This window comes from Gordonia sp. CPCC 206044, from assembly GCF_048537895.1.
Classification (GTDB): domain Bacteria; phylum Actinomycetota; class Actinomycetes; order Mycobacteriales; family Mycobacteriaceae; genus Gordonia.
This window is the reverse complement of record NZ_JBCLVL010000007.1, coordinates 278,749-299,166: the sequence shown is the minus strand read 5'-3', so window position 1 is coordinate 299,166 and position 20,418 is coordinate 278,749. Positions and strand designations below refer to the sequence as shown.

18 protein-coding genes and 1 pseudogene are annotated in these 20,418 nt (G+C 65.7%); 4 read left to right on the top strand and 15 right to left on the bottom strand.

The features are described 5' to 3' along the window. The first annotated feature begins 43 nt into the window (after nucleotides 1-43). Complete coding sequence (locus tag AAFP35_RS13875) at nucleotides 44-814, top strand: SDR family NAD(P)-dependent oxidoreductase (protein ID WP_419222206.1); 771 nt, start codon at nucleotides 44-46, stop codon at nucleotides 812-814. On the opposite strand, the gene AAFP35_RS13870 is transcribed toward AAFP35_RS13875, so the two are convergent. The 10 genes from AAFP35_RS13870 to AAFP35_RS13825 form a co-directional block, all read right to left on the bottom strand. Then, the gene (locus tag AAFP35_RS13870) at nucleotides 786-1,844 is read right to left on the bottom strand and encodes an ABC transporter ATP-binding protein (RefSeq protein WP_419222205.1); all 1,059 of its coding nucleotides are present in this window, start codon (nucleotides 1,842-1,844) and stop codon (nucleotides 786-788) included. The two genes, AAFP35_RS13875 and AAFP35_RS13870, sit on opposite strands and share 29 nt — an antisense overlap. A gap of 5 nt (nucleotides 1,845-1,849) precedes the next feature. Continuing rightward, complete coding sequence (locus AAFP35_RS13865) at nucleotides 1,850-2,854, bottom strand: ABC transporter ATP-binding protein (RefSeq protein ID WP_419222204.1); 1,005 nt, start codon at nucleotides 2,852-2,854, stop codon at nucleotides 1,850-1,852. A gap of 28 nt (nucleotides 2,855-2,882) precedes the next feature. Next, entirely contained in the window at nucleotides 2,883-4,454 is a 1,572-nt protein-coding gene (locus tag AAFP35_RS13860; RefSeq protein WP_419222203.1) for an ABC transporter substrate-binding protein, read from the bottom strand. Between the two features lie 117 nt (nucleotides 4,455-4,571). Beyond that, complete coding sequence (locus tag AAFP35_RS13855; protein ID WP_419222202.1) at nucleotides 4,572-5,474, bottom strand: ABC transporter permease; 903 nt, start codon at nucleotides 5,472-5,474, stop codon at nucleotides 4,572-4,574. Continuing rightward, complete coding sequence (locus tag AAFP35_RS13850) at nucleotides 5,471-6,427, bottom strand: ABC transporter permease (protein WP_419222201.1); 957 nt, start codon at nucleotides 6,425-6,427, stop codon at nucleotides 5,471-5,473. Before AAFP35_RS13850 ends, AAFP35_RS13855 begins: the two co-directional genes overlap by 4 nt. Nucleotides 6,428-7,077: 650 nt before the next feature. After that, nucleotides 7,078-7,785, bottom strand: a complete 708-nt coding sequence (locus AAFP35_RS13845; RefSeq protein WP_419222200.1) for an SDR family oxidoreductase — start codon at nucleotides 7,783-7,785, stop codon at nucleotides 7,078-7,080. A gap of 14 nt (nucleotides 7,786-7,799) precedes the next feature. Then, the gene (locus AAFP35_RS13840) at nucleotides 7,800-8,780 is read right to left on the bottom strand and encodes an NADPH:quinone oxidoreductase family protein (protein WP_419222199.1); all 981 of its coding nucleotides are present in this window, start codon (nucleotides 8,778-8,780) and stop codon (nucleotides 7,800-7,802) included. Nucleotide 8,781: 1 nt separating this feature from the next. Continuing rightward, a complete protein-coding gene (locus tag AAFP35_RS13835) occupies nucleotides 8,782-9,564 on the bottom strand; it encodes an enoyl-CoA hydratase/isomerase family protein (RefSeq protein ID WP_419222198.1) in 783 nt (260 codons plus the stop codon). Further along, complete coding sequence (locus AAFP35_RS13830) at nucleotides 9,561-10,580, bottom strand: phosphotransferase family protein (protein ID WP_419222197.1); 1,020 nt, start codon at nucleotides 10,578-10,580, stop codon at nucleotides 9,561-9,563. Before AAFP35_RS13830 ends, AAFP35_RS13835 begins: the two co-directional genes overlap by 4 nt. Further along, on the bottom strand, nucleotides 10,577-11,878 hold the full coding sequence (locus AAFP35_RS13825; RefSeq protein ID WP_419222196.1) for an acyl-CoA dehydrogenase family protein: 1,302 nt from the start codon (nucleotides 11,876-11,878) through the stop codon (nucleotides 10,577-10,579). Before AAFP35_RS13825 ends, AAFP35_RS13830 begins: the two co-directional genes overlap by 4 nt. Nucleotides 11,879-11,962: 84 nt before the next feature. On the opposite strand from AAFP35_RS13825, the gene AAFP35_RS13820 reads away from it, so the two are divergent. From AAFP35_RS13820 to AAFP35_RS13810, 3 genes and pseudogenes are all read left to right on the top strand, one after another. Then, nucleotides 11,963-12,409, top strand: a complete 447-nt coding sequence (locus AAFP35_RS13820; protein WP_419222195.1) for a VOC family protein — start codon at nucleotides 11,963-11,965, stop codon at nucleotides 12,407-12,409. Then, the gene (locus AAFP35_RS13815) at nucleotides 12,406-13,050 is read left to right on the top strand and encodes a TetR/AcrR family transcriptional regulator (RefSeq protein WP_419222194.1); all 645 of its coding nucleotides are present in this window, start codon (nucleotides 12,406-12,408) and stop codon (nucleotides 13,048-13,050) included. Before AAFP35_RS13820 ends, AAFP35_RS13815 begins: the two co-directional genes overlap by 4 nt. A 103-nt stretch (nucleotides 13,051-13,153) precedes the next feature. Continuing rightward, a pseudogene (locus tag AAFP35_RS13810) lies at nucleotides 13,154-14,695 on the top strand (acyl-CoA synthetase). Nucleotides 14,696-14,824: 129 nt separating this feature from the next. On the opposite strand, the gene AAFP35_RS13805 reads toward AAFP35_RS13810, so the two are convergent. Genes AAFP35_RS13805 through AAFP35_RS13785 form a run of 5 tightly spaced genes read right to left on the bottom strand, consistent with a single transcriptional unit; the run spans nucleotide 14,825 to nucleotide 20,406 of the window. Beyond that, nucleotides 14,825-15,643 (bottom strand): NAD(P)-dependent oxidoreductase, encoded by an 819-nt coding sequence (locus tag AAFP35_RS13805; protein ID WP_419222193.1) that lies wholly within the window; start codon nucleotides 15,641-15,643, stop codon nucleotides 14,825-14,827. Beyond that, nucleotides 15,640-16,461: an NAD(P)-dependent oxidoreductase gene (locus AAFP35_RS13800; RefSeq protein WP_419222192.1), complete on the bottom strand. Its 822-nt coding sequence runs from the start codon at nucleotides 16,459-16,461 to the stop codon at nucleotides 15,640-15,642. Before AAFP35_RS13800 ends, AAFP35_RS13805 begins: the two co-directional genes overlap by 4 nt. Then, nucleotides 16,458-17,390 carry an alpha/beta hydrolase gene (locus tag AAFP35_RS13795; protein WP_419222191.1) on the bottom strand — a complete coding sequence of 311 codons (933 nt, stop codon included), beginning with the start codon at nucleotides 17,388-17,390 and terminating at the stop codon, nucleotides 16,458-16,460. Before AAFP35_RS13795 ends, AAFP35_RS13800 begins: the two co-directional genes overlap by 4 nt. Further along, nucleotides 17,387-19,048, bottom strand: a complete 1,662-nt coding sequence (locus AAFP35_RS13790; RefSeq protein WP_419222190.1) for a thiolase C-terminal domain-containing protein — start codon at nucleotides 19,046-19,048, stop codon at nucleotides 17,387-17,389. The genes AAFP35_RS13795 and AAFP35_RS13790 overlap by 4 nt, the downstream gene beginning before the upstream one ends. Then, a complete protein-coding gene (locus AAFP35_RS13785) occupies nucleotides 19,048-20,406 on the bottom strand; it encodes a cytochrome P450 (protein ID WP_419222189.1) in 1,359 nt (452 codons plus the stop codon). The genes AAFP35_RS13790 and AAFP35_RS13785 overlap by 1 nt, the downstream gene beginning before the upstream one ends. Between the last annotated feature and the right edge of the window lie 12 nt (nucleotides 20,407-20,418).

Here is a 20,418-nt window from a genome sequence, read left to right as displayed (position 1 = left end):
CTCCGGCCCGGTCGGCCACACCGGCGACTGAGAGGCATCGATCATGGAGAATTCCGGAACCGGTGCACGCACCGACGATTTGTTCGACCTGACCGGCAAGACAGCATTGGTGACCGGCGGGAGCCGCGGCCTCGGGCGGGCGATGGTGCTGGCATTCGCTCGCGCCGGGGCCGATGTCGTGATCGCGAGTCGCAAGCTGCCTGCGTGCGAGCAGGTGGCACGTGAGGTCGAGCAGACCGGCGTTCGAGCACTGCCGGTGAGCGCTCACATGGGCCGATGGGACGACATCGATGGACTCGTCGACGCCGCTTATCAGCACTTCGGCAAGGTCGACATCCTCGTCAACAATGCCGGGATGTCGCCGGTCGCGCCGTCGTCAGAGGAGACCGGGGAAGATCTCTTCGACAAGATCGTCGCGGTGAACTTCAAGGGCCCGTTCCGGTTGAGCTCGCTGATCGGACGACGGATGGCCGACGGCGAGGGCGGATCGATCATCAACATCTCGTCGTCGGGTGCGATCTTTCCGGCGCCCTCGTTCGGGCCGTACGCGGGAGCCAAGGCCGGTCTCAATGCGCTCACGGGTGTGTTCGCCCGCGAGTACGGACCCAAGGTCCGCGTGAACACCATCTCTGCCGGGCCGTTCCTGACCGACATCGCCAAGTCGTGGGGTGAGGAGTCCCGTACCGGATTGCGCAGCGCCTCCGGGCGACCCGGAGATCCGGACGAGATCATCACCACCGCACTCTATTTGGCCAGTCCGTCGTCGAGTTACACCACGTCCTCGTTCATCCGGGTCGACGGCGGTCTGTACTGACCGAGCTGCCTCCGCATGTCTGCGGGGCCGCGTGATCGGTGTCTGGGACCGGGGTGAGCGGAAAGTGGCATGCCACGAACCGCCCGGGTCCGTGTTCGCGCATCTGGGGCTCTTCGGCGGCGCACAGTTCGTCGGCCCGCGGGCACCGCGATCGGAAGCGGCAGCCGGTGGGTGGGGACAATGGTGAGGGCACATCACCCTTGAGTGCGGGGCCGGCGAAACCCTTGTCCGGGTCCGTCAGGGGCACCGAATCCAACAGGGCCCGAGTGTAGGGATGTGCCGGATCGGCATACATGTCCACGGAATCGCCGAATTCGCAGGCTTTTCCGAGATACATGACCATGACGTTGTCACTGACAGTACGGACCACGCCCAGATCGTGTGCGATGAATACCACCGTCAGGTCGAACTCGTCCTTGAGTTGCTCGAGCAGGTTGAGGATCTGGGCCTGGACCGACACGTCGAGGGCCGACACGGGTTCGTCGCAGATCAAGAGCCGTGGGCTCAGGGCGAGCGCGCGGGCGATCGCCACCCGCTGGGCCTGGCCCCCGGACAGGGCGCGGGGCAGCAGATCGGCGAATCGGTCCGGGGCGAGTCCCACCGCGTCGAGCAACTCGGTCGATCGGGTGGTGCGCTCGGACTTCGGTGCGCCGGCCACCGTCATGCCCTCGGTGACGATGTCCTTGACGGCACGCCGCGGATTGAGCGAGCCGACTGGATCCTGGAAGATCATCTGCATGTCTCGCCGCAGGTGACGCATGTGTTTGCCGTCCGCCTGCTCGATCCAGTCCTCGCCGAAGCGAATCCGCCCGGAGGTGATGCGGTCGAGTCGGAGGACGGCTCTGCCGGTGGTCGACTTTCCGCAACCGGATTCGCCGACTATGCCGAGCGTCTCGCCCGGTAGGACGTCGAAGCTGAGGTCTGAGACCGCCTGCACCGTACCGGCTTTGGTCGGATACTCGACCACGAGTCCCTGCACGCTGAGCAATGCCTCGTCACCACGCAGATGGGCGGGTGCGCTACTCGTCATGGTCTTCACCTTCCGGAGGTAACTGTTGTCGCGGCCGTCTCCCCGATGGGATGCAGGCATGCGGCGGTGTGCCCGGTCCCCACATCGGCCAGTTCGGGACCGGTGGTTCGACAGTCGTCGTGCGCATGGTCACAACGTGGCGCGAAGCGGCATCCGGTGGGCAATGCGGTGGGATCCGGTAGTGCCCCGGGAATCACACGCAGCGGGGAGTGGCGGGGATGGTCGATCGTCGGTGTCGCTGCCAGCAGAGCCTGCGTGTAGCGATGACGCGGCGCATCGAACACATCGTGGGTGGCACCGACCTCGGCGAGCCGGCCCGCGTACATGACCGATACGCGGTCGGTACGTCCGGCGACCACGGCGAGGTCGTGCGAGATGAGGATCATCGACATGTTCCGTTCCCGCTGCACTCGTCGGAGGAGGTCGAGGATCTGACGTTGGATCGTGACGTCGAGGGCGGTCGTCGGTTCGTCTGCGATCAGCAGTTCGGGTTCGCATGCCAATGCGATGGCGATCATCACCCGTTGGCGCATACCGCCGGACATCTCGTGCGGATAGTTGCGCAGTCGTCGCTCCGGGTCCGGAACGCCGACCTCCTGGAGGAGGGTGAGCGCCCGTGCCCGGGCCTCGGAGCGTCCCAGCCCCAGGTGGCGCCGCATGCCCTCGGTCAGCTGTCGCTCCACCCGGACAACCGGATTCAGTGATCGGCCCGGGTCCTGGAACACCATGGCGATCTGGTTTCCCCAGATCTCGAGTTGGTCTTTCTTGCTCAGCGACAACAGATCTCGACCACGGAATGTCAGTTCACCCGAACGCGCCGAGTTCGGCGGCAGGAGCCCCATGATGGACTTGGCCAGAACGGATTTGCCCGAGCCGGATTCTCCGACGATGCCCGATGCCTCGCCGCCGTCGATGGTCAACGACACGTCGTCGACCGCGTGTACGGTACCGCGTGCGGTGGCTATGTGAGCGGACAGATTCCGCACCTCGAGTACGGGTGCACCGGTCATGGCAACCCCGTCCTTCCTGAAGTGATGGTCAGTTCATCCAGATGTTCTCGGGCAGTGGTGAACCCAGTGTGTAGAGATCCACACCGTGCACGTTGTCGGCGTAGGTCACCGACGGTGTCGCACGGATGTACCAGATGCCCGGGACGGTCGCGACAATGCGCTTCTGCGCGGCCTCATAGGCTGCTTTGCGCTCGGCCGGCGACGTTGCGACGCGGCCTTCGTCGAGGGCCTTGTCGAGTTCGGCGTCGTCGACCCCGAGAATGTTGCCGGGTGAGTTGCTGTGGAAGGCCATCCACAGCGGGAAGTCCGGATCCTGGATGATGGCCGATGAGATGGTCATCTGGAAGTCCCGGCTCGCGACACGCGCGGTCGCGGCGCCCAGATCGAGGACCTCGACCTTCACGTCCACGTTGTCGTAGGCGCTGAGCTGTGATTGGAGTCCCTCGGCGAGCATCCGACTCTCGGACGTGGGATAGGACAGGAAGGTGAACGACACCGGTTTGCCTTCCGCCGCCAGCTCGTCGAACAGCTTCTGCGCCTCGTCGGTGTTGCGCTGCTGCAGAGCGACGTCGGTGAAGAAGGGTGACTTGTCGTCGAACAGGGTCTGCGGCACGATGCCCTGACCGTCGTAGACGATCGTGTTCAGTGCGTCGAGATCGGTGGCCAGCTGCACCGCCTTCCGTGCGCGCGGATCGTTGAAAGGTGCCTTCTTCCAGTTCATTCCCATGTACTGTCCACCGCTGGTCGGCACCAGTTCGGTCTGCAGACCGGCCGCTTTCGCCTTCTCGAGGGCAGCGTTGTTGCTCTCCGACGCCAGATCGGCACCGCCGGTGGTCATGGTGTTGACGCGGGTGTTGCTGTCGGGCACGGTCTGGATCGTCAGCTTGTCGAGATATGGCTTGGGCGCGGCATAGAAGTCCGCGTTCTTCGAGAGCTCGATGGAGGCCTGCCGTGTCCAGTGCGTGAGGGTGAACGGCCCGGCCCCGACGGGAGACTCGTCGAATGCAGCGCGGCCCTTTCGCAGCGCGGTCGGGGACGCGATCCAGTTCAGGGAACTGGCAAGCAATGCCTGCGCGAACTGCGGATTGGGTTCCTTCATGGTGACCTTCAGCGTCGTCGGGTCGACGACTGAGGTATCGGCGATCTGCCCGGCCATCCGGATCGAGTTGGAGCCGAGGGCTGGGTCCCTGAGTCGATCCCAGTTGAACTTCACCGCTTCGGCGTCGAGCGGTGTGTCGTCGGTGAACACGAGACCTGGCCGCAACACCAGATCGAACGTCTTACCGCCGTCGGGCGTCGAGAAGTCGGAGGCCATCGTGTACTCGACGTCGAGGGTCTCCGGGTCGTTGATCATCAGCGTCCCGTACAGGGAGTTGCCCAGGGTCGCATGGTGCGCCCAGGTGTTCGACAACGCCGCGGGATCCAGGGAGCGGGGTTCGCCGAGTTGGATGGCCCGCAGCGTGCCTCCGGGAACCGGTGATCCACCGTCACCGGATGAGTCGCCCGACTCGGCGCCACCACCCCCACAGGCGGCGACGAAGACGGTCGCGGCCACGCCGACGGACGCGAGCAGCCGGGCTCGATGTTTCTTGCGGATCATCGTGGTACCTCTCGACGGGGGACGGGGTGACGGGTGCGGGGAATGCGCGAGTGCGCGACCGGGACTCGATGAGTCCGAGACGTCGCACCGGACGAGCGCGCGCGGGTGGTTTTCCGGTCAGTGCTGCAGGGTGCGGTCGAACGTGATGCGGAGATGATCGCCGAGAACGTTGAGGGCGAAGACGGTGAAGAAGATCGATACGGCGGGGACGAAGACCAGGTGTGGCGACGTGGCGAGCGCGTCTTTGCCCTCGCTGATCATCCCGCCCCAACTCGGCGTGGGTGGTGGGATGCCGAGGCCCAGAAAGCTCAACGAACCCTCGGCGACGATGAGAGCGGCCATCACGATGGGGAGGTAGGCGGCCAGCGGGGCCACCACATTGGGCAGGATCTCCTTGAAGAGAATCCGGGAATGACCGGCTCCCATGTTCTTTGCCGCTCGCACGAACTCACGTGACGACCAGGCCATCGAGTTCGCGCGCGACAACCGGATGAATGCAGGGATCACGACGAGCGTGAGGCCGAGCAGGATGGTGCCGGCACTCGGTTGCAGGATCGATGCGAGTGCGAGCAACAGGATCAGCGGCGGGAACGCGAGCATGGCGTCGGTGAGCAGCGAGACGCCGATGTCGAGCCGGCGCCCGAAATAGCCTGCGACGAGCCCGATCAGTGAGCCGATGACGAATCCGAACAGTCCCGCCATCGTGCCGACGACGAGGGAGACCCGGGCACCGTAGACGAGCCGGGAGAGTTCAGAGCGGCCGAACGTGTCGGTGCCGAGGAGTAGATCCAGAGATCCCCAGGACGGCCCGAGCCGCGGAGGACCTACCGGAGCGTCGTAAGGGGCGATGGGCAGGATGTTCGCGAACACGGCCACGACGATCACCGTGGCGAGCCATGCCACCGACAGCCACACCAGGATCGGTCGTCGCTTGCGGACCTTGGGTACGACAAGTGTCGTTAGCCGTTGTGCTGCAGTGTTGTTCGACTCGGCAGTCGTCTCGACGATGGTGTCGGTCATGCGGCGGCCGCTACCTTTCTGACGCGTGGGTCGATGAGCCCGTAGCTGAGGTCGACAACGGTGTTGATGAGCACGTAGGTGACTGCGATGAACACGACGATGCCCTGAACCATGATCAGATCCCGGTTCGTGATCGACGAGGCGATGAGTTGGCCGAGCCCGGGAAGCCCGAAGAGGGTCTCGACGATCACCGTGCCGCCGATGAGTCGGCCGAGATTCATCCCGGCCAAGGTGATCAGCGAGAAGGAAGAGGGCCGAAATGCGTGGCGGAACAAGACATAACTACTCGACATGCCCTTGGCGCGTGCGGCGGAGATGTAGTCCTCACCCAGGGTGGCGATGAGATCGGTGCGGAGGAGGCGATGAAAGGATGCGATCTCGGTCAACGAGATCGCGATCGCCGGCAGCAGCGCACTGCGAAGATTCTCGCCGAGTCCGTCGCTGATGTCCGACCATCCGAGCACCGGGAAGATCTGCAACTGGATGGCGAAGAAGTAGATGAGGACCGGGCCCGCGACGAATGCGGGGACGGACAGGAACACCGCGGAGAGCGCATTGATCCCGCGGTCGGTCAGGCTCCCCGGGCGAGATGCCGAGAGGACGCCCATCAGGATCGCCACGGCCAATGCGATGACCAATCCGAGCAATGCCAGTTCGAGCGTGACCGGAAGCCGTTCGATGATCGCGTCGGTGACCGACTGATTGGTCAGCGGTGACGAGCCGAGGTCGCCGCGGACCGCGTTCGAGAGCCAATCGACGTATTGGACGGGGACCGGTCGATCGAGACCGAGCTTCTCGTCCATCTCGGCAACTGCTGTGGGAGTGGCGTTTTCGCCGAGGATCACCTCTGATGCCGAGCCGGGGGCAAGGCTGAGCAGAGCCACGACCGCGATGGTCACCAACAGGACCACGACGATGCTGCGGCCGAGTCGCGATGCAACTGTGAGAAGCATGGAGGATCATCTTTCGTCTGCGCGACGGGCCGCTGGGGCGGCCTGGTACATGGGGCGGTCGCGAACTGGGCTGTGTTCGACCGGGGATGAGTCGTGCATCACGTGATGTGTCATGGGCGCCAGCTCATCTGGTGACGGCAGACACATTGTGATGACGGCGTGTGCTCGCTCGAGCGTAGGGAAATCGGACATTCATGGCAAGCATGGGTGGTGATCTCTCGTTTGGTCGGAATTGCTGATGACGGGAAGGAGGCGCGGTTCATCGCCCTCGATGCTTGTCGAGGGTGCGGTGATGGAAGATGTTGTAGGGCATCACAATTCACCAGAGAAGGTCGAATCATGATGCACTCGCGTCGATCTGGTGTCCGGTCGTGGGTGCCGAGCGGGCAGATCGCGGCGGGCGACGGCGAACGGTGCCGCCCGGGGTGAGGCGATGGGATGGCGGATGCGGCGCTGAGCTCCGCCGGGATGAACCTCCTCTGCTGGTGCGACACCGCGAGCGGCTGTCTGCTCCGCAGTGTATAAGAATGGCGTTCTATTTTTAGCGATAATCGGATTCTGATCCGCGCTGCTGCAGAGTGACTAACTTAACCCAAGAGTATGATTATCTCGGTCGGTGAAGTCAACGATGGCGACTCAGTCGTACAGGCTCACGGCAGTCCGGCCGCGACGTACGGCGTCGGCGGAATCCCAGGCCCTACCACGAGTTCGGTGCCCGCAGGTGCATCCCAGAGGGTGCTCTCGATGGCGGCGGCCACAGCGTCGGCACCCAGCATGGGCACTCCGGCGGCGCGGAACCGCTCGCGTGCACCAGCCGTCAGCGGTGTGTCGACGAGGCCCGGGCACACGGCGCTCATGGTGATCCCCTCGCGTGCGAGCGGTCCGGACAGGGCACGCACGAGGCCGATGACGGCATGTTTGGTCATGGTGTAGATCGGGTCCTGCTCGACGCCGTGCAGGGCGGCGAGCGAGGCCGTCACGGTGATGGAACCGCGTCCGTGGCGGCGCATCGTCGGCAGCGCGGCGCGAAGCCCCCACACGACGGCATGTTGATTGACCCCGACGACGGTGTGATAGCGCTCGACATCGAGGGTCGCGGGATCCTTGTCCACCGAGTTCATCCCGGCGTTGAGAACGAGTACGTCGAGGTCCTCGCCTGCCGCGTCCACGGCGCGGACCGAGGTCTCGGGTCGCGTCAGATCGCCGACGACGGCGATGCCTCCGATCTCGTCGGCGACGTCTCGCACGGCCGGATTGCGGTCGACCACGACGCAACGCAGTCCCGACCTCGACAGTCGACGCGCGGTCGCGGCGCCGATTCCGCCTGCCGCGCCGGTGATCACAGCTGTTGCGTCCATGCGCCACCGGTCCGTCACGGGTGGTCTCCGACACGGATCAGGATTTTGCCGATCGCCTGTCCGTCGGCAACGATCCGTAGCGCGGTGGATGTCTGCTCGAGGGGGTACTCGCCGCCCACGTGTGGTTCGACCGTGCCTGCCCGGAGGAGTTCGGCGAGTTCGTCCTCGTTGCGGGAGAACTCATCCGGTGCGATGTCGGTGAACTGGAAGCCCGCGACCGTCACGCCCTTGACGAGAACCAGATTCAGCGGGATGCGGGGGATGTCTCCGGATGCGAAGCCGATGGTGACGAAGCGCCCGCCGCGTCGCAGCGAGCGTAGCGCCGGTTCGGACAACGAGCCGCCCACCGGGTCGATGACGGCGTCGGCCCCGTCGCCGACCACGGCGCGTAGCGCCTCTCGCAGGTCGGTCCCACGGTGGTCGACGAGGTGGCGCGCACCGTGCCGCTGCGCGGCATCGAGTTTGTCCCGGGTGGAGGCCACGGCGACGACCTCGGCGCCCAGCGAGGTGGCCAGGGCAACTGCTGCCAGCCCCACACCACCGCCGGCACCGAGAACCACCACGGTGTCGCCCTTTCGGATCCCGGCGACCGATCGCAGCGAGTGGTAGGCCGTCCGGTACGCGACGCCGGCTGCGGCGGCCTGCCGGGTGGTGAGGTGCTCGGGAATCGGGGTGAGTCGGGCGGCGTCGACGACGACCTCCTGTGCAAAGGCGCCGAACAGGCCGGTACCGGTCACCCGATCGCCTGCCGACACGCCTTCGGTCCCGTCGCCGACCTCGGTGATCACACCAGCGAACTCGCTGCCCGGGATGAACGGCGTGGGGACGCTCACCTGATAGCGATCGGCGATCACCAGGACATCGGGATAGTTCACCGCCGCGATCTCCACCGCGACCCGGGCGGCCCCGGGAGTCAGTGCGGTGCCGGGAAGGTCGTGGATCTCCACCGACTCCGGCTCGCCGTATCGTGTGCACACCGCGGCCCGGAAGCCCATGTCAGCGGCCAGTCCACTTCGGCACGCGCTTCTCGATGAAGGCGGTCGCGCCTTCGCGCGCATCGTCGCTCGAGAACACCACCGACTGCCAATGCGGTAGTCGCTCGGCGACTTTCTCGGGGGATGCCACGGCCAGTCGGACCAGCTCTTTGCAGGCCGCCAGCCCCAGCGGGGCATTCGCGGCGATCCGCTCGGCGTGTCGGTGGGCGGCATCCATCAGTTGATCCGCGCCGACCACCTCGTTCACCAGTCCGAGCTCGTAGCCGCGTCGTGCCGTGATGAGCTCGCCGGTCAAGGTCATCTCGAGTGCGGCGCTCAGGGGGATGCGTGTGCCGATGTCGGTGCCGCCACCACCCGGGAACAATCCTCGTTTGCTCTCTGGCAGGCCGAATCTCGCATCGTCGGCGGCGACGATGAGGTCGCATCCCAACAGGAGTTCGAGCCCGCCACCGATGGCCGTTCCGTTCACGGCGCCGACGACCGGCACGGTGGTCTCACCGCGCACCAGGCGGTAGTAGGCGAGGGTCTCGGGGTCCTTGCCGCTGCCGATGTCACCGCCTTCGGTGAAGGTGCGCAGATCCATCCCGGCGCAGAAGGCGCGGTCTCCGGCACCGGTGAGGATGATCGTGGTGATGCCGGGGTCGTTCTCGGCGGCGATGAGCGCGGCACCGATACCTCTGATCATGGTGCCGGTCAGGGCATTGCGTGCGTGCGGGCGATTGAGGGTGAGGGTGAGGGTGCCGTCGCCCGCGGTTTGGGCGAGTTCGGTTCCCGGCGCGGTCATGAGCGGTAGTCCGTCGACTCGGCGAGTTCGGCTGCCGATCGCATCAGTTCGGGCACGATCGGTCCGAACGACTGCAGCTTGTGGTCGTCGCCTGCCCGCTGGAACCCCTGTTCCAGGACGATCGCGAGTTTCCATTTGGCCAGGACGAGATAGTAATCCAGGTCGTCGACCTGTCGACCGGACACGGTGGCGTAGTGCTGCACCATCTGATCGCGCGAGGGCATGCCCCGCAGGTCGACATAGCTTGATTCCGAGGCGGATTCGGCTGAGGTGTCCTCGGGCCACCCCTGCACCATCCAGGCCAGGTCGAGCTTGGGATCGCCGACGGTACCCATCTCCCAATCCACGATCGCCGACAGGCGAGCCGGTTCACCGTCCTCGAACATGACATTGGCGAACTGGTAGTCGCCGTGCATGAGGCCGGGGATGTAATCGATCGGACGGTTGTCCTCCAGCCACCTGGTGGCGACGTCCATCCCGTCGAGCTCCCGACCCTTGATCCGTTCGAAGAATCCGGTCCAGCGGCTGACCTGACGTTCGTGGAATCCGTCGGGACGTCCGAGGTCCTCGAGTCCCCGTGCGCGCCAATCCACCTTGGACAGCAGGGCGATGCCCTCGGCCAGTTGGTAACCGAGCTGCGCGCGCAACGACAAGTCCGACGTGAACGGCTCCTTCCAGCGCTTGTGTTCCATCGGCGACCAGCCCTCCACGAATCCCATGAGGTAGAAGGTGCGGCCGAGTACCGAGGGATCCTCGCAGGCCGCGATCGCGGTCGTGTGCGGCACCTCGGTGCCGTCAAGTGCTTCGATGATGCGCCACTCGCGCAGGATGCCCTTGTCGCGATCCGCGGGCGCAGCCGTCGGGGGTATGCGGATGACGCAGCGCTGCTCGCCACGACGGATCGAGTAGATCTCGTTCTGCGTCCCGCCGGAGAGGAACTCGGCGTCGATGGGTTCCCCCTTGCCGGGCAGCCCGGCTTCGTCCATCCAGTTCGCGAGTCGGTCGAGGTCGATCATCGGTTCCCCACTTCGTGTTCGAGGAAGTCTGCGTACTTGGCACGGGCGGCTTCTTCGCGGCGCGGAAGCCATTGGGTCGGCCACACATCGTCGGAGGGGCGGTGGTCGCGGAGCACCTGGCGGGCGACCGTGGTCTTGTGGACCTCGGTCGGGCCGTCGGCGAGCCCCATGACGCCCGCACCGTGGATCATCGTGAAGAAGGGCATCTCGTTGGTGACGCCGAGGGCGCCGTGCACTTGCATGGCGCGCCACGCGATGTCGTGTAAGACGGTCGGCATCACGATCTTCACGGCAGCGATGTCCTTGCGTACCTTTTTGTAATCCTGATATTTGTCGATCTCCCATGCCGTGTTGAGCACGAGCAACCGGAACTGTTTGAGCTGGGCATACGAATCCGCGATGTAGCCCTGCACGAACTGTTTGTCGGACAACGCACTTCCCGCGGTGGTCCGGCTGAGAGCTCGTTCGCACATCATGTCGATGGCCTTCTGGGCGAGTCCGATGGTCCGCATCGCATGGTGGATACGACCCCCTCCCAGCCGGGTCTGCGCGATCGCGAAAGCCTGACCCTCGCCCCCGAGCAACGACTCGGCGGGCACTCGCACGTCGTTGTAGTGGATCAGCGCGTGTGAGCCCCCGTTGACCGGTTCCCCGTAGAGTCCGACGTTGCGCACGATCTCGATTCCCGGTGTGTCGGTCGGAACGACGAACATCGACATGCCCTTGTAGGCACTCACATCCGGGTCGGTGACGACCATGACGATGAGGAACGACGCGGTCGCGGCGTTGGAGGAGAAGTACTTCCAGCCGTTGATGATCCAGTCGTCGCCGTCACGGGTGGCCCGGGTCTCGAATTGGGCCGGGTCGGCGCCGCCCTGCGGCTCGGTCATCGAATACGACGAGAAGATCTCACCGTCGAGCAGCGGACGTAGGTACCGCGCCTTCTGATCGTCGGTACCGAAGTGCGCGATGATCTCGGCGTTACCGGTGTCCGGGGCCTGGCAACCGAACACGACGGGTGCCCACGACGATCTGCCGAGGATCTCGTTGAGCAGTGCCAGTTTGAGCTGGCCGTGTCCCTGCCCGCCGAGTTCGGGCCCCAGATGCGTCGCCCACAGTCCACGCCGACGCACCGCGTCTTTGAGCGGATCGATGGCCTTGCGCCTGGCGCCCTCGAGCGGAACGAATTGTTGGTGTGGCCACACCAGATCGAGTGGCTCGACCTCGTTGCGGACGAAGTCGTCGGCCCACGTCAGGTGCTCCTGATAGTCCGGATCTGTCTCGAAATCCCAAGCCATGTCAGCTCCTCTCCGGATTGAGAATATAGTTCTCATCGTGCAGAATGCAATTCTGGAGTTTCCGTTCCGCGTTGTGGAGGTGGCATGAGGGCCGAGGACTTGTTCCATGTCGGGGTGGTCACGAACGATTCGGAGGCGACGCGACAATCGCTGAGTGCTCTGCTCGGCTACGAGTGGGGGCCCGATGTGGGATCGCAGGTCGAGGTGATGACGCCCGGCGGGCCGATCGCTACGGTCATGTCGTGCTCGTTCTCCGTGCAAACCCCTCGGATCGAGGTCGTCACCGAGGTTCCCGGCACGATGTGGACCGGCGGTGGTGGGGTCCACCACCTCGGCTACTGGTCGGACGACGTCGCCGCCGACCTCGGCGTGTTGGAGGAGAGCGGTTTCGTTCGCGAAGCCGTGCGCACCGGGCCGGACGGGGAACCGTTCTTCGCCTTCTGCCGCAACGATTCCGGCCTTCGCCTCGAATTGGTGACCCGGGCGGCGGAGCCGGGGCTGTCGCAATGCTGGTCGGGGCCGGGTCGATGACCGATCCGATGGTCTCGGACGACGGGTCGTCGGAGGTGGTGCGACGCATAGCCGCCCGCGCGGTCGCGAAGCGAACGGCCGGCTATGCCGACGAGGTGCGACGTCTCCTCGACGCCGGACGGGAGGTGATGGCCGACGCCGGGACCAGCTCACGGCCTCGGGTTGCCGACATCGTTGCCGCGGCGGGCTTGTCGAATGACGCGTTCTATCGGCACTTTCGGTCGAAGGACGACTTGGTCGGCGCCATTCTGCAGGACGGGACCGAACGGCTGCGCGGCTACCTGGCCCATCAGATGGACAAGGAAACGCAGGCTCGCGGTCGGCTGGCACGATGGGTGGCCGGAATCCTCGCGCAGGCCGACGCCGGCTCGGCGCAGACCACGCGCGCGGTGATGTGGAATGTGGGCAACATCAATGCGGAGAGCATGACGACGCCGCCGTCGGTCACCGCACACCTCGCGACGTTGCTGCACGACTCACTACGGGAATTGGGGAGTGCGCAACCGGAATTCGATGCTCGACTGGTGGCGCACGCGACCATCGGGATGCTGTCGGACTGCCTGTGGCAGCAGACGATACCGACGTCGGACGATGTCGACCGGATCGTCGCGGCGTGCCTGGGTTTGGTGGTCCGAGAGTGACCGCCGATACCTCGCGGACCCGTTTCCGTTGCGCGCAACGGGTACCGCACGGATGAGAAGTGATCACACGGTGAATCGACCAATGGAGGTCCTGGAGATGGAGATGACGCCCGGATGGCACGCCGCCCACACGCCGGACAGACCGGCGATCATCATGGGTGGTTCCGGTGAAACAGTGACTTACGCGGATCTCGAAGATCGGTCCGTACGGTTGGCGGCGGTGTTGCGCGCCAGAGGACTTCAGGGTGGCGACGGTATCGCGATCGTCATGGAGAACAACCGCGCATACCTGGAGGTGGCCTGGGCGGCACAGCGGAGCGGCCTGTACTACACGGCCGTCAACCGGCACCTGACGAGCGCCGAGGTCCAATACATCCTCGACGATTGCGGTGCTGTTGCGCTGGTCACCAGCGCTGCGATGGCTGCGGTTCTGGACGGGCTGGACCTTGCCGGGATCGACGTGCGGATCTGTACACACGGCGAGATCGAAGGCTTCGAGTCCTATGACGATGTCCTCGCCGAGGGTGCGGAACTGCCGCGCGCCGACGACGTGGAATGACGCGAGATGCTGTATTCCTCGGGGACTACCGGGCGGCCCAAGGGCGTACGAAAGCCTCTGTCCCGCAGCCCCCTCGGCGATCCATCCGCCGCCCCGGTGCAGATCGCGGCGGGACTTCGGATGACGAGTGAGGTGGCGGGTGCGGTCTATCTGTGTCCGGCGCCGCTCTACCACGGCGCCCCGCTCATCTTCGCCATGTCGTGGCACCGTCTCGGTGCCACCGTCGTCGTCATGGAGCGTTTCGACGCAGCGCAGTGTCTGGACCTGATAGAACGGCACCGGGTGACGACCGGTCAGTTCGTCCCGACGATGTTCACTCGTCTGCTGAGGCTCTCCGATGCGGACCGTGATGGTCGGGACTGCTCGAGTCTGCGCAGCGTGATCCACTCCGCCGCACCATGTCCCGTGGACATCAAACAGCAGATGATCGACTGGTGGGGTCCGATCATCAGCGAGTACTACTCGGGCACCGAGGACATCGGTACCACGTTCATCACATCAGAGGAGTGGCTGGCCCATCGTGGTTCGGTCGGCAGGCCGATGGAGGAATGCCACATCGTCGGCGCCGACGGCGAAGAGGTCCCGACGGGCGAGGTGGGCCGGGTCTTCTTCTCCGGCGGACGTCCGTTCGAATATCACAACGACCCGGCGAAGACGGCTGCGGCGATGAACGACAAGGGGTGGCGAACGCTCGGTGACATCGGGCATCTCGACTCCGACGGATACCTGTATCTGACCGACCGTGAGGCACACATGATCATCTCCGGTGGGGTGAACATCTATCCGCAGGAGACCGAGAACGTTTTGGCAGGCCATCCGGCAGTGGCCGATGTGGCAGTCATCGGGGTACCCGACGCCGAAATGGGGGAATCGGTGATGGCGGTCGTCGAGCCGGTCGACCCGGATGCCGACCCTGGGGAACTGGGTGCGGAACTGATCGCCTTCACCCGACAACATCTCGCCGGGTTCAAGTGTCCGCGCGCGGTCGATCTGGTCGATCGGTTGCCGCGTGATCCGAACGGCAAACTGTACAAGCGCAGGCTGCGGGAGAAGTACTGGGCCGATCACGATTCACTGATCGGGTGATCCGGGTGTGGTTCGGGTGGTCTCGATACGCCGCCTCGGCGGCTACTCGACCGGCGGTGGGGCGGTGGGGTCGGCTACTCGACCGGCGGTGCGACGGTGGGGCCGGCTGTTTGACCGGTGGTGGGGCGACTACTCGACCGGGGGTGGGGGCGGACAGCCCAAACCGATCAGAGGTTCGAGGAGGCCGAGATCGCCGTCGAGTTCCGCGGCGACCCCCCGGACCACCTCGACGTCTTTGCCGACGAACTGCCGTACCGAGCCGATGAACGCATCGACCGAACCCCGGCGCACGACCCCGGCGAGTGCGCGACTGTCTGCACTCGCGTGCGGAAGAGCGGACAGCAGTGCCGCCTCGTCGAGTCCGAGTTGCTCCCCGAGGGTGATCCCGGCGCGGATCAGACCGATCTGGGCAGTGAAGATCGCATTGTTGACCAGCTTCACACGTTGGCCGGACCCGAGCTCGCCGACCGGGACGACAGGATTCGCGTAGGCCGCGAGGGTCGGCACGACCTTCTCGACGGATCGATCGTCACCGCCGATGAATACGGTCAGCCGGCCGGCCGCGATGTCGTGTGGCCCCCCGCTGACCGCCGCGTCCACGACCGAGACACGCTGGGACGACAGCTTTTCGGCGACCAGTGCGGACGTGGTGGGACTGCCGGTGGTGTGGATGACCAGCGTGGTGCCCGCAGACGCGTACGACAGCAGCGGTGTGGACAGACACACCTCGCGCACCTGGTCGTCGGTGAGAACGGTGATCAGCACGACCTCGGTGGATGCGGTGACCACATCGGCGATGTCGGCGACCGGCAGTGCCCCGGCTGCGGCGAGTCGCTCGCGTACATCCCGGCTGCGCCCGAGAGCGCGCACGTGATGGCCGGCGTCGACGAGACGTGTCACCATGGGCAGCCCCATGCGACCCACACCGACGACACCGACCTCGGTCACGACTCCACGCCGATCCGGCGCAGCGTATCGTGTGCGGCCGCCAGGACGGCCTCTCCGGTCGTGCCTCGCACGTCGGAGGAGATGCCCTCGAGCAGGCCGACGTCCTTCTGGAGAAGGTTTCCCGCATAGGCGGCGATCCGGTCGAGGGAGCCGCCGGCATCGGCGATGCGTTCCAGCGCAAAGCTGTTCGACGTACCGTGGGTGATCACCTCGGCGAGGCGGGTCGCGTCCACACTCAGAGAACGGCCGAGGTCCAAGGTGTCCGACGCGGTCGCCAGGTTCGCGGTGAACAGGGCGTTGTTCAACAGCTTGGTGACCTGTCCGGAACCGAGTGGCCCGAGGTGGACGATCGGATCGGCGTAGGTCTCGAAGACCCGACGACAGGATGCGACCGACTCGTCGTCGCCTCCGACCATGACCAGCAACGAACCGGCCGCCGCGGCCCGCCCCCCGCCACTGACCGGGGCGTCGACGACGGACACGCCTTTCGCTTCGGCGATCTGCGCCAGCTGCCGACACGTTTCCGGGTGAACAGTACTGTGCACCACGATGATCCCACCTTCGGACATGCCCGACAGCACGCCGTCGGAGCCCGTCGTCACCTGCAGCACATCGTCGTCGCCGACCACACACAGGCACACCACATCGCTCGCTGCGCCCAGCTCGGCAGGCGAGCCGACGACCTTTGCCGCGGTCTCGGCATAGGGCTCGAGAGATTCGGGACGTCGTGCCCACAGCACGGTCTCGATCCCCGCATCGACGATGCGGCGGGCCATGGGCCCGCCCTGACTGCCCAGACCGATGAATCCGACTCTCACGAGTTCGTCTCCGTTCCTTCCGATGCCAACTCGGGAAAACTACGGAGCACCAGGCATTCCTCGATGAACGCCATGATGCGCAGGTGATAGGCGACCGCGGCGTGGCCGATGCTGAGGTTGTGACCGGCCCCGGCGATGGTGCTCACCTCGACGCGCGGTGCGGAGTCGAACAGTTTCGCAACGGTGTCCAACCCATCGGCGTCGCGGCGCCACACGTGTTCGTACTGAGCCGCCGAGAAGTGCACCGGTACTGCGACATTCGGGGCGAGCCTCGGGAAGTCCGTGGGCCACGACCGAATCGCGGAGCCCTCGAACGGCGGGGTGGGCGAGGCGAACGCCGCCCCTCCGATGATGGACTGTGGATAGAGCACGGCCGGCTCCCAGAGGAGTTTTCGCACACCGGCCGGCGCGGCGTTGCCCTCGTGGGTGCCCAGGATCTGGCGCGCCAGGGGTTGGTGTTCGACACCGGTGCCCGCGAGTTCGACACCGAGGAGCTCACCGCCGCGTTCGTCGGCCGCCGTCCGCACCGCGAGTTCGCAGCCGATGGAATGCGCCCACAGGAAGACACGGGCGCCGCGCTCGTCGTCGCGGAGCAGCGCATCGATCGCCGCGTAGGTCGCGTCGACACGGCTCTGCGGTGACACCAGTGCGGCGGCATGGTCTGCCGACGCCCCATAGCCCGGACGGTCGAGCGCGATCACCGTGAATCCGAGCGAGGCGCCCAGGCGCAACAGCGAATACTCCGGGTGCCCCGGGCAATCGAAGTACGCCGCCCGTGCCGCACCTCCGTGGATCGCGACGATCACGGCGCGCGGATCGTGCACCGAGGCGACCAGTGCCGACATCGCGATGCCGTTCACGACGACGGTGCGCGCGGCCACCACCGGGTCCCGCACAGGTTCTGGGACCGCCCAGGGTTCCGCAGTCACGCGGCACTCCGGAGCAACAGCACACCGCTGGGCGTCAGACCGCCGGAACTGACGACGCCCACGGACGCGTCGGCGACCTGTCGATCGCCCGCCTCGCCACGCAGCTGGACCACCGCCTCGTGCACCAGGCCCATGCCGTGGGTGCGGCCGTGGGAGAGCTGCCCGCCGTGCGTGTTCAGCGCGATCTGCCCCTCTCTGGAGATGTTCTTGCCCCCGTCGAGGAAGTCCCTGGCCTCACCGATCCCGCAGAAACCGAGTGCTTCGATCCAGGACAGACAGTTCATGGTGAAACCGTCGTAGAGTTCAGCGATCTGTACGTCTTCGGGACGCAGCGAGGTACGCGACCACATGTGCGCGGCCTGCCCGAGGACCTGGGGTTCGTGGGTGAGAGTGCTCTGATCCCAATCCATCCGTTCGATGATCTGGGTGCCGACGGCCTCGACGAGCACCGGTGGTTTGGCGAGATCGCGAGCCACGTCCGCCGCCGAGACGATCACCGCGACGGCCCCGTCGCAGGGCACGTCGCAGTCGAAGAGCCCGAACGGGGTGGTGATCGGACGCGCCGCGAGATAATCGTCCATGGTCATCGGGTCGCGGTAGACCGCAGTGGGATTCACACCCGCGTTGGCGCGCTGATTCAGCGCAATCCAGCCGAGGGTCTCCTTCGTCGTCCCGTAGCGATGGAAGTGGCGCTGGGCATTCTGCGCGAGTGTGTGCGCGGCCGACGTCGCACCGAAAGGAACCATCCAACTCTGGGTACGGGCCGACGGCTGGGTGATCTCACCCCGTTTGAGCAACTCGTTGTAGGTGGCCTCCCACACGGTTCGGTAGCAGAGGACGTGACGTGCCAGTCCGCTCGCGACGGCCATCATCGCCGCGATCACCGAACCTCCCGGGCCGAAGGTCTCGATGCCGCCGTTGTGCCACGTCGGACGCAGTCCGAGTGCCGCCTCGACGGGGGTCACCCCGCCCTCACCGAACCCGCCGACGTTCCCGCCGCCGGGATAGGTTGCGATACCGTCGATGTCGTCCATGGTCAGGCCTGCGTCGGCCACTGCCTGCTGACACGCGTCGACGGTCAGCGACAGCGGGGGGACCATGAGCCTGCGGCCGATCCGGGACATGCCGACACCCGTGAGTGCCACCTTGTCCTCGAACTTCTCGGCGGTGGCCATCGGCCGGACATACCGTGCGAAATCGTCGGGCGCGATCTCGTCGGTGGGCAGCGCCGCCGGTTCCGCTTGTTCGGCAACGGGCGTGAACACCGGCAACCAGACGTCGTCGATGTGCTGGAAGTCCACCTGTACAGTCATGCCCAGCCACAGATCGTCCGGATCGTGGTCGATGATGTTGGTGGTCAGGCGGATTCGAGGATCCTCGACGAGAGCCACCTGCGCCACCACGTAGGGAGGCGGGAGTCCGGGCAGGGCGAACCGGTGATTGACGGTGAAGCCCGCCAGCGTCCCGGTTCCGGAGACATCGCGGACGTCGAGGTCGGTACCGCGACAGTACCGACACACCGGTGCCGGCGGATGGATGAGCGAATCACATGCCCGACAGTGCTGGATCCGGAGTGTGTCGTCGGCCCCGGCCGTCCAGAAGAACCGGTTGGCCTCGGTGACCAGCGGCAGCGGGCGGGACGGTTCGTCGCCTGCCATCACTCGGATTTCTTTGCTCGGGCGATCGCCAGCGGTTCGGCGAGTCGCTCCTCGTCGATCATCTGCTGCAGTTCCACCAAGGTGTCGTCGAGACCTCGATGGGTTCGCGGACCGGGCGTGAACGTGGCAGGCAGGTGCCGCATGCCTTGGATGACGCCGATCGAGTCGTAGTGCACGGTGCCCTCGGGATCACATCGATAGTCGGGCATACGATCGAGGACCGCCACGAGCATCCGCTTGAAGACGGTGCGGGCGACGTTGGAACCGATGCATCGGTGGACGCCGAGACCGAAGCTGAAATGCCGGTTGCCGCCACGGTCGAGATGCATGCTGTTCGGTTCGTCGAACAGCTCCGGGTCCCGGTTGGCCATCGCCCAGGACAGCCAGAGTCGTTCTCCTTCACGGAATTGAGTGTCCGCGACGTCGCAGTTCTCGGCGATGGTCCGTCCGTCGCCGGCTGCGGGGGTGAAGTAGCGAAGGAACTCTTCGGTCGCACCGTCGAGGAGGTCGTCGCGGTCGGCGCTGAGCCGAGCACGCTCGTCGGGGTTCTCCGAAAGCCATTCGAGGGCATGGGCGGTCAGTGCGGTGGTCGTGTCGAATCCACCGCCGATCACCAAGCTCAGGATGCCGAGCAGCTCCATGTCGTCGGGATCGCCGCCGTGGAAGTTCTCGTTGGCGACGGCGCTGATGATGCCGGGCCGCGGATTCTCCCTGATCTCGAGCATGTTGGTGATCAGGTCGATTCCGAGTTCGCGGTGGAGCTCGGCGATGCGCGGCGCGTCCGGCGAGTCCGGCGGGGTGTACACGGCAGCGTGAGTCGGCTCGTTGTAGATCGTCCACCGGTCGATCGGGATGCCGAGGATCGCCAAGGTCAGCACGGCGGGCACCACGTTGGCGAGCTCGTCCACGAAATCGATGCGCCCGGACTCGATCTTCTCGTCGATGCAGGCGTGGACGACCTTGTCGATGAACGGAATCCAACGCTTCACCGCAGCGGGGGACAGGTACGGGTTGAGGATCTGCCGGTAGAACTTGTGCTCGTCCCCGTCCATCTCGAGGATGCCTCCGCGGACACCCGACGCACGCTCGGCGGTGGGGATCATGATGCCCTTGTATCCGTTGCGTTCATTGCGGACGTCGTGGTCGTTGGACACGTACGGGCAGCGAGCGAGTTCGAAGACGGCGTCGCTGCTCGCGGCCACCCAGTGGCCGTCGTAGGTGTCGCTCCACGCCACCGGGCACGATTCCTGCATCTCACGCGTGGTGTCGAGGAACCTCTCCCGATAGTCAGCGGAATGCCGGTCGAACGAATACTTGTTTCTCTTGCGCTCGTCGTCGACGATGCTGTCCGCAGTCATCGCGTCAACCTC

Excerpts from the sequence above, each read along its gene's own strand:
- AAFP35_RS13875 (WP_419222206.1), top strand. The coding sequence starts at position 44 with ATGGAGAATTCCGGAACCGGTGCACGCACCGACGATTTGTTCGACCTG.
- AAFP35_RS13870 (WP_419222205.1), bottom strand. The coding sequence starts at position 1,844 with ATGACGAGTAGCGCACCCGCCCATCTGCGTGGTGACGAGGCATTGCTC.
- AAFP35_RS13865 (WP_419222204.1), bottom strand. The coding sequence starts at position 2,854 with ATGACCGGTGCACCCGTACTCGAGGTGCGGAATCTGTCCGCTCACATA.
- AAFP35_RS13860 (WP_419222203.1), bottom strand. The coding sequence starts at position 4,454 with ATGATCCGCAAGAAACATCGAGCCCGGCTGCTCGCGTCCGTCGGCGTG.
- AAFP35_RS13855 (WP_419222202.1), bottom strand. The coding sequence starts at position 5,474 with ATGACCGACACCATCGTCGAGACGACTGCCGAGTCGAACAACACTGCA.
- AAFP35_RS13850 (WP_419222201.1), bottom strand. The coding sequence starts at position 6,427 with ATGCTTCTCACAGTTGCATCGCGACTCGGCCGCAGCATCGTCGTGGTC.
- AAFP35_RS13845 (WP_419222200.1), bottom strand. The coding sequence starts at position 7,785 with ATGGACGCAACAGCTGTGATCACCGGCGCGGCAGGCGGAATCGGCGCC.
- AAFP35_RS13840 (WP_419222199.1), bottom strand. The coding sequence starts at position 8,780 with ATGGGCTTCCGGGCCGCGGTGTGCACACGATACGGCGAGCCGGAGTCG.
- AAFP35_RS13835 (WP_419222198.1), bottom strand. The coding sequence starts at position 9,564 with ATGACCGCGCCGGGAACCGAACTCGCCCAAACCGCGGGCGACGGCACC.
- AAFP35_RS13830 (WP_419222197.1), bottom strand. The coding sequence starts at position 10,580 with ATGATCGACCTCGACCGACTCGCGAACTGGATGGACGAAGCCGGGCTG.
- AAFP35_RS13825 (WP_419222196.1), bottom strand. The coding sequence starts at position 11,878 with ATGGCTTGGGATTTCGAGACAGATCCGGACTATCAGGAGCACCTGACG.
- AAFP35_RS13820 (WP_419222195.1), top strand. The coding sequence starts at position 11,963 with ATGAGGGCCGAGGACTTGTTCCATGTCGGGGTGGTCACGAACGATTCG.
- AAFP35_RS13815 (WP_419222194.1), top strand. The coding sequence starts at position 12,406 with ATGACCGATCCGATGGTCTCGGACGACGGGTCGTCGGAGGTGGTGCGA.
- AAFP35_RS13790 (WP_419222190.1), bottom strand. The coding sequence starts at position 19,048 with ATGGCAGGCGACGAACCGTCCCGCCCGCTGCCGCTGGTCACCGAGGCC.
- AAFP35_RS13785 (WP_419222189.1), bottom strand. The coding sequence starts at position 20,406 with ATGACTGCGGACAGCATCGTCGACGACGAGCGCAAGAGAAACAAGTAT.